The organism is Flavobacterium fluvii, from assembly GCF_900129545.1.
In the GTDB taxonomy this organism is placed as follows: domain Bacteria; phylum Bacteroidota; class Bacteroidia; order Flavobacteriales; family Flavobacteriaceae; genus Flavobacterium; species Flavobacterium fluvii.
Map to the genome: position 1 here is coordinate 730,476 of NZ_FQWB01000001.1, position 15,566 is coordinate 746,041.

Genomic DNA, 15,566 nt, shown 5'->3' on the forward strand with positions numbered 1-15,566 from the left:
CGTAACCAGTCATGATTATTGGAAACCCGATTTTACTCCCGTCACATAGAGGATAAAATTCCGGTACAAAGTCCAAATTCATCTGCAATTTGAGGAATATTTATCAAAAACCAATTTTTATCGTGAACTAAGTTATGAAGGGAATTTAAAAATCCCTTTGGGGAAGATACAGCCCAAAGAGAATGACTTACTTGACTTGGAATCTTCTACTTGGCGGCACTTATGTCGCTCAGGGTGAATGTTATTGCGGAATCTGGTTATTTGGCAAAAAAACAATAAAAATTTATTTAACAAAATTATTAATTAAAAAAAATGCCTATTGAAAAATTAAAAAAAACAACCAAAAAGAATGCAATTCAATTTCACTAAACGTGAAATATAAGTTTTATTAACAACCAAAAAACAACTAAAAAATGAGAGTAAAATATTATTTATTTTTTCTAGGACTATTATTATGTATGCCAATTTACGGACAACAACTATCAGGAATCAATGGAAAAATTACTGATGGTACTGGACAACCCTTGCCAGGAGTAAATGTTATTGAAAAAGGAACCACAAATGGAGTCCAAAGCGATTTTGACGGTAAATTTTCATTAAAGGTAAGCAGCAAAAAAGCAATATTGGTGGTTTCTTATATTGGTTTTCAAATAAAAGAGGTTTCGGTAAATGGACAAGTAAATCTTTCGATTAAATTGGAAGAAGATTCCGCTAAGCTGGATGAAGTGGTGGTCGTGGGTTACGGTTCCGTTAAGAAAAAGGACTTGACTGGATCGGTGGTTTCCATTGGTGCAGCCAAATTGGAAGGTAGGTCGAATACTAATGTGCTTCAATCGCTTGGAGGACAGGCGGCAGGTGTTCAAATCACGCAGTCCCAAGGTGCTCCAGGTCTTGCCCCTACCATAAAAATACGTGGTGCTTCTTCCATAAATGCAGGGACTACCCCGCTTTATGTTATAGATGGTATTCCGCTGGAAGACAGTACAACCAATTCAACTGATACAGGAATTAGTGGAGGAAGTAATTTGAGTTTTAACCGAAATCCATTGAATTCCATTAACCCTAACGATATTGAGTCTATTGATATATTGAAAGACGCATCTTCTGCAGCCATTTATGGCTCAAGGGGGGCAAATGGTGTTGTTATCATTACCACCAAGCAAGGGAAAGCAGGTAAAACCAAAATTGACGCGATTTTTGAGTCTGGTTTTTCTCAAGTCAATCGTAAGACTGACATGATGAGTTCTTCAGAATTTATTGCTTTCAACACGGCTGCAAGAAATAATTCATGGGCGACAATTGTTGCTGCAAATCCATCGGCCACAAGAGGGCTTAACGTGACTGTTCCTGTAGAATTTTCTGATCCGGCGTGGATTGCCCGTATCGGAAATGGAACTGACTGGCAGGATGTGGCATTGAGAACTGCACAAAACAGTAATTTTCAATTGTCGGCTTCCGGTGGTACAGAGAAAACACAATTCATGACGTCATTGGGGTATATAAAGTCAGAAGGCGTTGTAGACAGCAACACTTACGAAAGAATCAATGTTAGGTCAAATCTCAAGCACAAGATTAGCGACAAAGTTCGCATAGGCATGAACGTTGGTCTTAGCCGCATAAAAGAAGCACCATACGGTACAGGTGGAAAAAGTGACGTGGTGGGCTTGGCTTTGCAAAGTGATCCATTTTTTCCTCTTTATGTTGAAACGGGAAGTCTAGGTTTTAAAGATCCTGCTTCTATTTGGAATACATTTTCTAAATATGGTTTCCAACTTTGGCATCCTTATTCATTGACAAGGGAAGCAATTGCTGAAAAAAGAACGAATGTATCTATGGTCACTTCTTTTGTCGAATGGGATATTATTAAAGATTTGACTTTTAAAACTTCTGCGAGTTCCAATATTGAGAACACGGTTCATGATTTCTATTGGAATGCAGGCCAGAACTGGGGATACTCGGGATGGGTGCCGGCTCAAGCTGATTTCAAAACACTGCAATCCAATAACTGGATTTCCGAAAGTACTGTGAATTACAATAAGACATTTAATGAAAACCACAATTTAAATGTATTGGCCGGGTTTTCTGCCCAAGAACAACGTACAGACATGAGCAGTATGACGGCGGGTAGTTTCCCGAATGATTTAGTGCATACCTTGAATGCGGGTGTCGTGAATGCAGGTAACACTTTTTCAGAAGAGTGGTCATTGCTTTCTTATTTGGCTCGTGCCAATTATTCTTATAAAGGTAAATATTTGGCAACTGCAGCAATTAGAGCTGATGGTTCTTCCCGTTTTGGAGCCAATAACAAATGGGGTTATTTCCCGTCAGGATCGCTTGCATGGCGCATGTCTGAAGAATCATTCCTAAAGGATGTTTCTTGGTTAACTAATCTGAAAGTTAGGTTAAGCTATGGAGCAACAGGTAACAATTCGATTCCAAACTACGGATCGATTGGTTTATTGGGTTATAGCCCGTATGTAAGTTCAGGTACCGTGAATCAAGGTATTTACACTTCAAATTTTGCTGATAAAAATTTGAAATGGGAAAAAACGGGTCAGACCAACTTTGGGGTTGATTTCAGTGTTTTTGACGGACGCATTAAATTTAATGGTGATATCTATTATTCAAAAACCAAGGACTTGTTGCTTAATGTGCCTATTCCAATTCTTTCTGGTTTCACTTCTACTTTGACCAACATCGGGGAACTCGAAAACAGGGGATATGAAATAAATCTTGGTACAGTCAATTTCGACGGTAAATTCAAATGGACTACTGACTTTAATATTTTTGCCAACCGAAATAAAGTATTGAAACTGGGTGTAAGTGATGCTCCAATAGATATTAACGTTAGTAGTATGACATCGCGCACGGCTGTAGGAGAAGCAATAGGTATGTATTATGGTTATATTGTTGATGGTGTAATTATGTCGAAAGCGGAATTGGACAGCAAAGCATATCCAGTATGGCCAGGTAGCGAAGCGGGTGATCCAAAGGTAAGGGATGTCAACAATGATGGTAAAATCAATTCTGGCGACCGTACTTATTTAGGTAACTATCAGCCTAATTTTCAATGGGGCTTGACCAATAATTTTTCTTACTCAGGATTTGAACTTTCCGTTTTGTTGCGTGGTTCACAAGGTGGAGAAATTCTTAACCATACTGCCCGATATTTGAAATCAGGTGTAGGTGGAGGTAATCGTAACATGTATTCTGTTGTGAACAATTACTGGAAATCCGATGCTGAACCTGGAAACGGAATGATTCCTAAACCTCGTATGTTGCCAACGACTGTTCACGATTTTGGATCAAGTTACTGGGTTGAAGATGGATCATTTGTTCGTATCCAAAACATACGTCTAGGGTATAACTTGCCAAAAACATTGGTTGAAAAAATGAAGATAAGCAACATAAAGTTATATGTAAACATGGAAAATGTACATGTGTTCTCGGATTATTTAGGGTATGATCCAGAAAGTAGTACTTATCAATCCGGTGCAATGGTAGGTTATGATTATGGAGCTTATCCAAATCCTTTTACCGCTACTGTTGGACTAAATGTTAGTTTTTAAAAATCTAGAAAAATCATTTAAAACTCAAGAAAATGAAAAAAATAATATATATCATGCTTTTTTGCAACTTATTCCTATTGGGATGTAGTTCAGATTTTTTAGATAAAGCGCCTATTTCTAATGCCAATGAAGAGAATTTCTATAAATCCCAGAAGGATATTGAAACAGCGATGTGGTCTGCTTATAATTCGCTTTATCTCTTGAACGGTCCTGAAAGTTTGCCTTCGTTCTATGGCGAGTTAATGTCCGATAATGCATATAGTGATAATGCCGCTGGAAGAATTCAAGACTATGAAAGCTTCGAATTGCACACGATGAAAGTCGATAATGAGTTGGTATACAATTTTTGGAACAATTATTATAAGTCAATCTATATTGTAAACAATATTATTGTCAGTGCCGAAAAACTTGATTTTGCCAGCCGAGATGCCTTAATTGGAGAAGCCAAGTTTTTACGTGCTTTATACTATTTTGACATGGTTCGTGCCTGGGGAGATGTGCCATTGGTCATAACTCCAATCAGTATTGCCGATGCTTATGCACAAGGACGCACGCCAAAAGATCAAGTTTATGCCCAAATTATTAAAGATCTTGAATTTGCGGCAGCAAAATTACCGGTAAAAACAAGTCAACGTTTTGTGGGTGCTGCCAGCCAGGAAGCCGCCAATACTTTACTTGGCAAGGTTTATCTAACTGTGGGCAATAAAGCAAAAGCTGCTGAAACTTTGTTGAAAGTTTATGGCAAGTTTAGCTTGGTGCCTTATGCCGATTTATGGAATTTAACCAAGAAAAATGGTGCATCGTCTATTTTTGAGATTCAATATAAAGGAGGAGTATCCAATCCATACAGTTTATATTGGGCCATGTTCACACCGGTTGACAATCGCGTGGTTACGGCTTGGGGAGGCGGATTTAATCAGGTTACCAATGATTTATGGAATGCTTATGAACCAACCGATCCAAGGAGAGATCTTTCTATTCAAAATGGGTATCAAACGCCTAGCGGTTCAACGGTCAACGTGAAATTCTCAATTAAATGGAAAGATGCAAAAGCTCCCGTTAATGGTTTAAGGGAAGCTTCGGATAATAACTTTATCATTCTTCGTTATGCAGATGTTCTTCTAATGCTGACAGAAGCCACTTCGGATCCAAAATACTTGAACGAAGTTCGTGCCCGTGTTGGTTTGCCAGCCTATGGAGCGATAGGTTATCCAGCTCAGTACAATACGGTGGCTCTTGCTTTGGAACATGAAGCCCAGGTAGAATTTGCTTGCGAATTCCATCGTTGGTTTGATTTAATAAGAACAGGAAGAGCAATTCCCGTGATTAAAAGCAGTGGTAAAAACATCACTACCACAGAAGCAAAATTATTATTGCCTATTCCGTTTTTGGTAATTAATCAAAATCCAGGTGTCATTACCCAAAATGAGGCTTATAAATAAAATTAGCATTTAACTTTGATTATAAAGAGGCTGTCCGAAAAGGGACAGCCTCTTTTTTTGGTTATACAAAAACCAACTTGCTTAATCGATTAAACTAAAAATCTGTTGTTTATTAGCTATTTTTTTGCCATTTTAATTTGTTTTTGTGCCTTTTTTTAAATTACATTTACAAATGTAAATAATACACTTATAAATAAATTATTTCACCAAAAAAATCATACAAATGATTCGATCTAAATTCTGCAAAATTGCACTCGCCATTTTATGCCTTTCAGCGTCCAGTTATTCTGTTCAGGGGCAAACCAAAAAAGATTTTCACGATTGGGCAGCGACTCCGCCAATGGGCTGGAACAGCTGGGATTGCTTCGGTCCCACGGTTACTGAGGCAGAAGTAAAAGCCAATGCCGATTATATGTCCAAATATTTAAAACCGTATGGATGGGATTATATTGTGGTCGATATCAGATGGTATGTTGGCAATGATAAAGCACACGGATACAACGAAAAAGATCCCGATTATGTGCTGGACCAATACGGCAGATTTATGCCAGCCATAAACCGATTTCCTTCGGCGGCTGGAGGAAAAGGTTTCAAACCCTTGGCAGACTACCTTCACAAAAAAGGATTGAAGTTTGGAATCCACATTATGCGAGGTATTCCCGTAATAGCGGTAAAACAAAACTTGCCCATTAAAGGCACGAACTTGACAGCCAAAGATATTTACTCTGATAAGGACCAATGCAAGTGGTTGCGCGATATGTACACGGTGGTTCCGGGCAAGCCGGGAGCACAAGAATATTACAACTCCCTTTTTGAATTGTATGCTTCTTGGGGACTTGATTTTGTCAAGATTGACGACCTTTCTTCCCCAATTTATTTTGAGGGAGAAATCGACATGATCCGCAAAGCCATTGACCGTACGGGACGCAAAATTGTGTTGAGCACTTCCCCTGGGGAAACGCCAATTGCACACGCAGACCACGTTCAAAAAAACGCCAATATGTGGCGTACCGTTGGTGATTTTTGGGACAGCTGGCAACAATTGAAAGAACATTTTGAAGTCTTTGAGCGTTGGAACAAATGGCGCGCTTACGGTGCTTATCCCGATGGCGACATGTTGCCGCTTGGGCGAATTGGAATCCGGGCAGAAAGAGGAGATCCTCGTATGACGGCTTTTACCAAGGACGAGCAATATACCTTGATGACTTTATGGAGCATTTTCAAATCGCCGTTGATGTTTGGAGGGAATCTTCCCGACAACGATCCTTTCACGCTTTCGTTGCTGACGAATAAAAATGTGCTGAAAGTGTTGAATGAAAGCACCAACAACAAACCGCTTTTCACGGATAAGGACAAAGCTGCCTGGATGGCTGACGAACCCAAAACGGGAGCCAAATATTTGGCGGTTTTCAACACGGCAGACCAAAAATTGGTGTCCGAAGAAAAAGCAGTTTGGAACAGCAGACTGCTGTCAAGAACAAGTCAAAGCACCAAACTGGATATTGACATTTCGAATGCCAAAAAACTGTATTTAGTGGTAAACGATTCTGGCGACAATACCGATTGGGATCACGCCAACTGGATTGAACCAACCCTGTACAAAGGAAAAGACTCGATTAAATTAACCAGTTTAAAATGGAGAAAAGCAACATCAGGCTGGCAAAAACCAAAGCTGAACCAAAGTGTTTCCGGCAATAGCTTGATCACCAATAAAATTAAATACGAAAACGGCATCGGCACGCATTCCAATTCCATCATTGAATTTGATTTGCCGGAAGGCTACACACGTTTCAAGGCAATTGTTGGTTTGGATGAAGCCTGTATTTCGCAAAATGTGGGTGCCACGGTGAAATTTTTTGTATTCACTCAAGACCCTTCTGGGCCACCGCCACCGCTGACTTCAAAAATCCCCGTAAACCTTAAAGACATGGGACTTTCGGACAGCTATTTGATAACCGATTTATGGTCTGGAAAAGTGGTTGGACAATTTTCGGGCGAGTTTGCTCCCGAAATTAATTCGCACGGAGCGGGTTTGTACAAAATAGTTAAAGTGTCGAAATAATTTTATTTGAATATGTATTCCATCCCGAAAAAATTGAAATTCCTGATTGTTTTTAGTTTCCTGTTTTTTGTCGGTACCACGGTCTTGGCACAGAAAACAAAAATGCCCATAGAAAAAGATATGGGAGGGTATTTGATGGTCTATTTTAAAGACGATACTCACGGTTTGTATATGGCGTTGAGCAAAGACGGCTATAGTTTTACCGATGTGAACAATGCCAAACCAATCATCGCCGGCGATACGATAGCCGAACAAAAAGGAATTCGGGATCCTTATATTTACCGAGCTCCCGACGGAATTTTTTATATGGCATTGACCGATTTGCATATTTATGCCAAAAAACTTGGTTTTCGCGAGACGGAATGGGAACGAGACGGCAAACAATACGGCTGGGGCAACAACCGCGGACTGGTTTTGATGAAATCGCCCGATTTGATTCATTGGTCACATACGGTGCTTCGGGTGGACCAGGCTTTCCCGGAATTGGCAGACATTGGTTGTGCTTGGGCTCCCGAGCTTATTTATGACGAAAAAGAGAAAAAAACCATGATTTACTTTACCATGCATTTTGGCAACAAGAAAAACAAGGTATATTATTCTTATATGAACAAGGATTTTACCAAGATGGAAACCTTGCCTAAATGTATTTTCGAATATCCCGAAGACAAAGAATACATAGACGCCGACATCACAAAAATAGGCAACAAATACCACATGCTTATTGCTTCCCATAATGGAGGTTCGCATATAGAGCAAGCCATTTCAGACTCTATTAATACAGGCTACCAATTAAATCCGCAACGCATCGATCCCGAAAAGGTGGGATGTGAAGCCCCAAACGTTTACAAGCTTATTGGCCAAAATAAATGGATGCTGATTTACGACATCTACCGCATCAATCCACATAATTTCGGGTTCAGTGAAACCTCCGATTTCGTAAATTTTAAAGACTTGGGACACTTCAACGAAGGTGTCATGAAAGCGACCAATTTTTCGTCACCAAAGCATCCGGCGGTGATTCAAATCACAAAAAAAGAAGCCCGAAAATTGGCTAAAAAATGGAATTGCGAAATTAAATTTTAAAATACTACAATGAAAAATAGCTTTCAATTTCAAAAACAAAAAAAACACTTTCTAGGATTGCTCTTGGTGTGCCTTTCGGCATTTTCTACTTTTGCCAATAATCCTGATGAGGCTTATATTTTTTCCTATTCTTCAGGAAAAAGTTTCGGCGGACTCCATTTTGCTTGGAGTATCGATAAAATCAATTGGCATCCCATAGGACCGGAACACCATTATATGCATTCCGATTATGGACGTTGGGGTTCCGAAAAAAGAATGGTTTCACCAATACTGTTTTTGGGTGCTGATGGGTTGTGGCATTGCCTTTGGAGTTTGAATGAAAAGGACGGAACTTTTGCCCACGCTTCGTCGAAAGACCTGCTGTATTGGGGTCGCCAGTCGTATCCATTGGTTATGACCGATAAAAACTGCTTGACTCCTGAACTAACTTTCAACAAAGAAAAAGGCGAATACACCATTTCATGGTTGAGTAAAAATGAAACAGAAACAACAGCTTGGTGCACGACAACCAAGGATTTCAAGAAATTTTCGGAAACCAAAAAAATACCGTTAACGGAATATAAAAACTCCCGCAGCACTATCGTAATCGATGGAAAATCCCAAACAGGTTCCATCAATAAAGTCGCTTGGAACCTTGTGGACGGCTTGATAAAAACCCAACAATTGTCGGCTTATAAAACCCAACTTTGGTCAGAAACCACCAAAACCGACTCCGAACGTTTTGCCGACCTGAAACCGGTTGAAGCGAAGTTTACTTTGGATGCAACAAAAAGTAAAAAAATCAGCAATACCTTGTTGGGCATCTTTTTCGAAGACCTTAATTATGCTGCTGATGGTGGACTTTACGCGGAACTAATTCAAAACAGGGATTTCGAATATGCCTTGACCGACAAAAAAGGCTCGGACGCCAGCTGGAACAGTACCAAAGCTTGGACTCTAAAAGGGGAAACCGCCACTTATGCCATTGATACGATAAACCCGATTCATTCCAACAACAAGCATTACGCAAAACTTTCGATTCAGAAAGTTGGAGCAGCATTGACTAACGAAGGTTTTGACGGCATTGCCATAAAAGCGGGCGAAAAATATGATTTCTCAGTATTTGCACGTTCTAATGATGCCAAATCGGCGAAACTTTTGCTGCGATTGGTAGGCAAAAACGGCGAAATATATGCAGAAACGACAACCCAATCCGTTACTGCCAACTGGAAAAAATACGATGCAACCCTTACTGCAAAAGCAACCATTGCCGATGCCAGTCTGGAAATTATTCCGCAAATGACGGGAACATTGGATTTAGACCTGATTTCACTTTTTCCGCAAAAAACATTTAAAGGCCATAAAAACGGATTACGTGCCGACTTGGCCCAAACATTGGCGGACTTAAAACCAAAATTTATGCGTTTCCCTGGAGGCTGTGTGGCCCACGGTGATGGAATTGGCAATATTTATAATTGGAAAAACACCATTGGCGCACTTGAAGCCCGCAAACCGATGCGCAACCTTTGGGGCTACCATCAAACGGTTGGCTTGGGTTATTTCGAATATTTCCAGTTTTGCGAAGATGCAGGAGCCGAACCATTGCCCGTGATTGCGGCTGGTGTTCCTTGTCAAAACTCTTCGGTAGGTGGCGCTGGACAACAAGGTGGAGTTCCAATGTGTGATATGGATAATTACGTGCAAGACATTTTGGATTTGGTGGAATATGCCAATGGCGACGTGACGACCAAATGGGGTAAAAAACGTGCCGAAGCGGGACATCCAAAACCTTTTAACCTGAAATATGTCGGTATTGGAAACGAAGACCTTATCACGGATATTTTTGAAGAACGTTTCGCGATGATTTTCAAGGCAATGAAAGAAAAACATCCTGAAATTACCGTGATTGGAACAGTAGGACCTGCCTCTGAAGGAACCGATTATCAAGAAGGTTGGGACATTGCCACAAAATTGGGTGTGCCAATGGTGGACGAACATTACTATCAACCGCCGGGTTGGTTCATTTATAATCAGGATTATTATGACCAATACGACCGTTCCAAACCCAAAGTGTATCTTGGCGAATATGCAGCCCACTTGCCTGGAAAACCCAATAATCTGGAAACCGCTTTGTCCGAAGCTTTATATTTAACCTCGGTAGAACGCAATGGAGATGTAGTCAGCATGACGTCTTATGCACCCTTATTGGCCAAAGACAAACACACCCAATGGAATCCCGACTTGATTTATTTCAACAATACCGAAGTGAGACCGTCCGTGGGTTATGAAGTGCAGAAATTATATGGACAAAACGCCGGTGACGAATATATACCCTGCGAGATTAGCCTTTCCAATACCAAGGAAAACGTAAAAAATCGTGTGGCAATATCTATGGTTCGGGATTCCAAAAGCAAGGACATCATCATAAAATTGGTTAACCTTCTTCCTGTTACAGTGAATCCATCGATTGATTTTAAAAATCTAAATCTAGAAAATGGCGAGGTAATCAAAACCGTATTGAAAGGCGATCCAAGCGACAAAAATGCAAGACCGGAAGTTTCCACTTCTTCCTTTTCAGGGATAAAAAATGCAGAATTACCGGCCTATTCATTTACCGTATATCGCATTAAAACGGTTGGTTCAAAAAATAAAATTCAACAGAAATGATAACAAACAGTTTTCAAAAAGCACTTTGGTTTGGACTTGTATTCGTATCAACGGTAACTGTTTACGGCCAGTCAGCTCAATTACAAACGTTTCCGTTGTCCTCGGTTCGTTTGTTGGAAAGTCCTTTCAAAGCGGCTCAACAAACCGATTTGAAATATATTTTATCCCTTGATGCAGATAGACTTTTGGCTCCTTATTTCAGGGAAGCTGGATTGGAAACCAAGGCCATCAATTATCCCAATTGGGAAAACACGGGTTTGGATGGTCATATTGGCGGACATTATCTTTCGGCTTTGTCCGAGATGTATGCCGCAACGGGCAATCAGCAAATCAAGGAAAGACTTGATTATATGTTGAATGGTTTCGAAAAATGCCAACAAAAAAACGGAAACGGCTACATTGGCGGTGTTCCCGGAAGCAAGGCCTTGTGGGAAGAGGTTGCCCAAGGAAAAATTGAAGCCGGAAGTTTTTCGTTGAACAAAAAATGGGTGCCTTGGTACAACATCCATAAAGTATATTCCGGATTGGTCGATGCCTACATTTTGACCGGGAATGAAAAAGCCAAAAAAATGCTCATCCAATTTTCGGACTGGTGTTTGACGCTTACCGCAAAGTTGTCCGATGATCAAATACAGTTGCTGTTAAAAAGTGAACACGGCGGAATGAACGAGGTTTTTGCCGATGTGGCAGCCATTACTGGTGATAAAAAATACCTGACTTTGGCCCAGAAATTTTCCCACAAAGTGATTTTGGATCCGCTTTTGGAAAATAAAGATGTGTTAAACGGAATGCACGCCAACACCCAAATTCCGAAAGTTATCGGTTTTATGCGTGTTGCCGAAGTTTCGGGTGACAAAAATTGGGCAAATGCCGCCAACTTTTTCTGGAAAACAGTAGTCGATAACCGAACCATTTCCATAGGTGGAAACAGCGTGAGGGAACATTTTAATCCGTCCACCGATTTTTCTTCCATGCTGGAATCCAGAGAAGGTCCTGAAACCTGCAACAGCTACAATATGCTCAAATTGAGCAAGCATTTGTTTCTGGCAGACCCTTCTTCAAAATATATGGATTATTACGAGCGCACGACCTACAACCATATCTTGTCGTCCCAACATCCTGATGGAGGTTTCGTTTATTTCACGCCAATTCGACCACGCCATTACCGGGTGTATTCGGAGGCGCAACATTCGTTTTGGTGTTGCGTGGGTTCAGGATTGGAAAATCACGGAAAATATGGCGAACTGATTTATGCACACGACAAGCAAAATCTGTACGTGAACCTTTTTATTCCTTCGACCCTGAATTGGAAAGAAAAAGGAATCACGCTTACGCAAAATACCAAGTTCCCTTTTGAAGAACACTCTTCCATCACGTTGACATTAAAAACCCCACAGCAATTTGCCATCAAGTTCCGTTATCCATCTTGGGTGGAAGACGGCAAAATGAAAATTACGGTCAACAACGTGGCAATTAGCCTTGTAAAAGACCAGAATTCCTATGTTTCCATAGAACGAAAATGGAAAACGGGCGACGTGATTTCGATAATTCTGCCAATGCAAAACAAAGCAGAACAACTTCCTGATAAATCAGATTGGGTTTCTTTTGTGCACGGACCAATCGTGTTGGCAGCCATTACCGACACCACGGATTTAAAAGGACTAATAGCCGATGACAGCCGTATGGGACATATTGCCAGCGGGGCAATTTACCCAATAGAAGATGCGCCTTTGTTGGTTTCCAACAATGCTGATTTGGCCGCTTCATTAAAATCAGTAGAAAATAAACCTTTTACTTTTTCGGCTTCGGATATTGTTTATCAGGAGAAATACAAGAACCTGCAACTCGTTCCGTTTTTCCAAATTCACGATGCAAGATATATGTTGTATTGGCCATATACGACCAAAGAAAAATTGCCCGAAATACAAAAAGCAATGAAAGAGCGCGAGGAAGCACAAATGAAATTGGAAGCGATTACCCTTGATTTGGTTACGGCAGGCGAACAACAACCGGAATCCGACCATAATTTCAAAGGAGAAAAAACGGATACCGGAATGTTCAAAGAACGTCATTACCGTAATGGAAAAGGCTACTTTAGCTATGATTTGAAAAATAATAATTTAGAAGCCCGTAAATTGCGCATCACTTATTTCGGAGCCGACAAGAATAAAAATTTCGACATTTATGTTAATGATGTTTTGGTAACAACCCTAAATATGGACGGATCCGAAGGAAATCAATTTATAGACAAGATTATCGAATTTCCTGCATCGATTCTTGACGGAAAACCCAAAATTTTGCAAGTACAATTTAAGGCTAAACCCAATTCGACCATCACCGGTATTTATGAGGTGCGGTTGTTGAGGTAGAATTATAAAAAAATAAATTTCACAAACTATGACAAACATAAAATCTAGCTTTTTTTGCTTTCTTGGTTTCATCCTTTTGATGTCAACGGCTGCCATTGCCCAAGAGAAAGTTGTTCTAACAGATCAAGAGAAAACAACCTCCGATGCAAAAGCATTGAACATTCCAGAAGGGTATTCCAAAAATCTGCATTGGAATTTGTTGCTCGATTCCATTGGTTCGAACGGTTCGACCATCAGTTGGAAATCCAGTAAACCGGAATACATTTCGAACGATGGAAAACTATTGAAACGCTCTCCTCGAAAAGGCAAAAAAATCAAGGTTACGATGACGGCCACGGTTACTGCAGGAAGTGTAAAAACTAAAAAAGCATTCGATGTTTTGGTGGCTTATACCGACCAAGAATTCCAGGGGTATTTGTTTACGTATTTCGAGGGTTCGGGACCGCGAAGCAGTGATGAGCAAATCCGTTTTGGCGCCAGTGTTGACGCAGTAAATTGGTTTGCGTTGAACAACAACCAACCCATTATTTCTTCGGAAAAAATATCGGGAACTGGCGGAATCCGTGATCCCCATATTTTGAGGGGCGAGGACGAAAAAAGTTTCTATATGGTGGCCACCGACATGAATACAGGCAAAAATGGTTGGGCACACAATCCCGGAATCGTAATGCTGCAATCGGGCGATTTAATCGATTGGAAGCATTCGTTTATTGATCTCGAAAAAATTTATCCTGTCAAGTTTGCCAATATCCAATGGGTTTGGGCACCGCAAACTATTTATGATCCCGCTGCCGACAAGTATTTAGTTTATTTCACGGTGAAATACAAAGACGACTTGAAACTCGATTTTTATTCCGCTTACGCCAACAAAGATTTTAGCGGATTTGAGAACGAACCCAAGCTGCTGTTCAGTCCAAAATACGGTGCGATAGATGGCGACATTATTTACAAAGATGGCATTTATCATTTTTTCTTGAAAGGAAACACCAAGGACGAAAACGGAAAAGAAACCAAAAACGGAATTCGTCAGGCCATTGGAAAAACGCTTCAAGGACCGTGGACAGAAAATTTCAACTATCTTGACGCTTATTCCGACAAGAAAATAATGGTCGAAGGTTCGAGTATTTTCAAATTAAACCAATCCGATACCTACATTTTGATGTACGATTTATACACCAGTCATCGCTATGAATTTCAGCGAAGCAAAGATTTATACCAGTTCACGCCCACACCCGAATCGTTTACCAAAAATTTCTATCCCCGTCACGGAAGCGTTATCGGAATAACGGTTGAAGAAGCCAAACGATTGAACGAAAAATGGGGCGGTGTTCCTGAAAATTTATTAAAAACCAAATAATTATTTAATCGAAATAAAATGAAAAAAAATCTCCTGATTCTAATTGTTCTCGTGCTTTCTGCCAATTTGTATTCTCAAAAGGACACTTTGAATGCACCCAAAGCGGTGTTGCCGAACGTTTATGCCGATCCTCATATTGCCGCTTTCGGCAAGAAATTCTACATTTATCCAACGACCGATGGCTCCGAAGGATGGAAAGCCACGAGTTTTACCTGCTGGTCTTCCAATGATTTGGTGAAATGGAAATCCGAAAAAGTAATCCTGGATTTACCCAAAGACATCAGTTGGGCAAAAGAACGGGCTTGGGCTCCGGCCATAGCTTACAAAAACGGAAAATATTATTACTATTTCTCGGCAGACGTGAATATTGGCGTGGGGGTTTCAGACAAACCAACTGGGCCTTTCAAAGATGCTTTGGGAGTTCCTTTGGCAAAAAAAGGAATGCTCAAAGGGCAAATGATCGACCCGATGGTTTTTGTTGATGATGATGGCTCGGCTTATTTATATTTTGGACAAGGCAATTGCAATATCGTAAAACTAAACGACGACATGATTTCGTATGATGCCACCAAAATTGTTTCCATCAAGCCAAAAGGCTACAACGAAGGTTCGTTCGTGTTCAAAAGAAACGGAAAATATTACCTGATGTGGTCGGAGTATGATACCCGTGATCCAAGATATTCGGTAGCTTATGCCACTTCCGATTCGCCTATGGGCCCTTTTACAAAAGCGGAAGGTTTTCCAGTTTTGAAAGGTAAAGGCATCGTTAAAGGTGCCGGACATCATTCGGTTGTAAAAGTTCCCGGCAAAGATGAATGGTACATTTCGTATCACCGTTTCAAAATTCCTGACGGCAACGGCTACAATCGCGAAACCTGTATTTCGCCAATGCGATTTGACAAGGATGGTAATATTTTGCCGGTGGATGTTTTTGAAACAGTGAAACCGGTTAAAATTAAAGGGAAGTAATAGTATTTAGATAATCCATGGTTAATTTATATCCATCCATATTTGAGGTGTAATCGTCCATTTAATTTT

Annotated in this window: 8 protein-coding genes; all 8 read left to right on the plus strand. The window is 40.4% G+C overall.

Annotated elements, in window-relative coordinates; genetic code table 11:
- Positions 1-413 precede the first annotated feature (413 nt).
- The 8 genes from BUC16_RS03095 (at position 414) to BUC16_RS03130 (ending at position 15,497) form a co-directional block, all read left to right on the plus strand.
- Complete coding sequence (locus tag BUC16_RS03095) at positions 414-3,569, plus strand: SusC/RagA family TonB-linked outer membrane protein (RefSeq protein ID WP_073367854.1); 3,156 nt, start codon at positions 414-416, stop codon at positions 3,567-3,569.
- Positions 3,570-3,601: 32 nt separating this feature from the next.
- Entirely contained in the window at positions 3,602-5,011 is a 1,410-nt protein-coding gene (locus BUC16_RS03100; protein ID WP_073367856.1) for a RagB/SusD family nutrient uptake outer membrane protein, read from the plus strand.
- A 223-nt stretch (positions 5,012-5,234) separates the two neighbouring features.
- The gene (locus tag BUC16_RS03105) at positions 5,235-7,073 is read left to right on the plus strand and encodes an NPCBM/NEW2 domain-containing protein (protein ID WP_073367858.1); all 1,839 of its coding nucleotides are present in this window, start codon (positions 5,235-5,237) and stop codon (positions 7,071-7,073) included.
- Positions 7,074-7,085: 12 nt separating this feature from the next.
- A complete protein-coding gene (locus BUC16_RS03110) occupies positions 7,086-8,156 on the plus strand; it encodes a glycoside hydrolase family 43 protein (protein WP_073367859.1) in 1,071 nt (356 codons plus the stop codon).
- Positions 8,157-8,165: 9 nt separating this feature from the next.
- Positions 8,166-10,802 (plus strand): alpha-L-arabinofuranosidase family protein, encoded by a 2,637-nt coding sequence (locus BUC16_RS03115; RefSeq protein ID WP_073367861.1) that lies wholly within the window; start codon positions 8,166-8,168, stop codon positions 10,800-10,802.
- Positions 10,799-13,171, plus strand: coding sequence for a glycoside hydrolase family 127 protein (locus BUC16_RS03120; RefSeq protein WP_073367862.1), 2,373 nt, complete (start codon positions 10,799-10,801; stop codon positions 13,169-13,171). The genes BUC16_RS03115 and BUC16_RS03120 overlap by 4 nt, the downstream gene beginning before the upstream one ends.
- Before the next feature lie 28 nt (positions 13,172-13,199).
- Positions 13,200-14,528 (plus strand): glycoside hydrolase family 43 protein, encoded by a 1,329-nt coding sequence (locus tag BUC16_RS03125; RefSeq protein ID WP_244534326.1) that lies wholly within the window; start codon positions 13,200-13,202, stop codon positions 14,526-14,528.
- Positions 14,529-14,546: 18 nt separating this feature from the next.
- Positions 14,547-15,497, plus strand: a complete 951-nt coding sequence (locus BUC16_RS03130) for a family 43 glycosylhydrolase (RefSeq protein ID WP_073367864.1) — start codon at positions 14,547-14,549, stop codon at positions 15,495-15,497.
- Positions 15,498-15,566 lie beyond the last annotated feature (69 nt).

Bases quoted from the DNA above. Each gene is read 5' to 3' on its own strand.
- BUC16_RS03130 (WP_073367864.1), top strand. From the start codon at position 14,547: ATGAAAAAAAATCTCCTGATTCTAATTGTTCTCGTGCTTTCTGCCAAT.
- BUC16_RS03125 (WP_244534326.1), top strand. From the start codon at position 13,200: ATGACAAACATAAAATCTAGCTTTTTTTGCTTTCTTGGTTTCATCCTT.
- BUC16_RS03095 (WP_073367854.1), top strand. From the start codon at position 414: ATGAGAGTAAAATATTATTTATTTTTTCTAGGACTATTATTATGTATG.
- BUC16_RS03100 (WP_073367856.1), top strand. From the start codon at position 3,602: ATGAAAAAAATAATATATATCATGCTTTTTTGCAACTTATTCCTATTG.
- BUC16_RS03120 (WP_073367862.1), top strand. From the start codon at position 10,799: ATGATAACAAACAGTTTTCAAAAAGCACTTTGGTTTGGACTTGTATTC.
- BUC16_RS03110 (WP_073367859.1), top strand. From the start codon at position 7,086: ATGTATTCCATCCCGAAAAAATTGAAATTCCTGATTGTTTTTAGTTTC.
- BUC16_RS03105 (WP_073367858.1), top strand. From the start codon at position 5,235: ATGATTCGATCTAAATTCTGCAAAATTGCACTCGCCATTTTATGCCTT.
- BUC16_RS03115 (WP_073367861.1), top strand. From the start codon at position 8,166: ATGAAAAATAGCTTTCAATTTCAAAAACAAAAAAAACACTTTCTAGGA.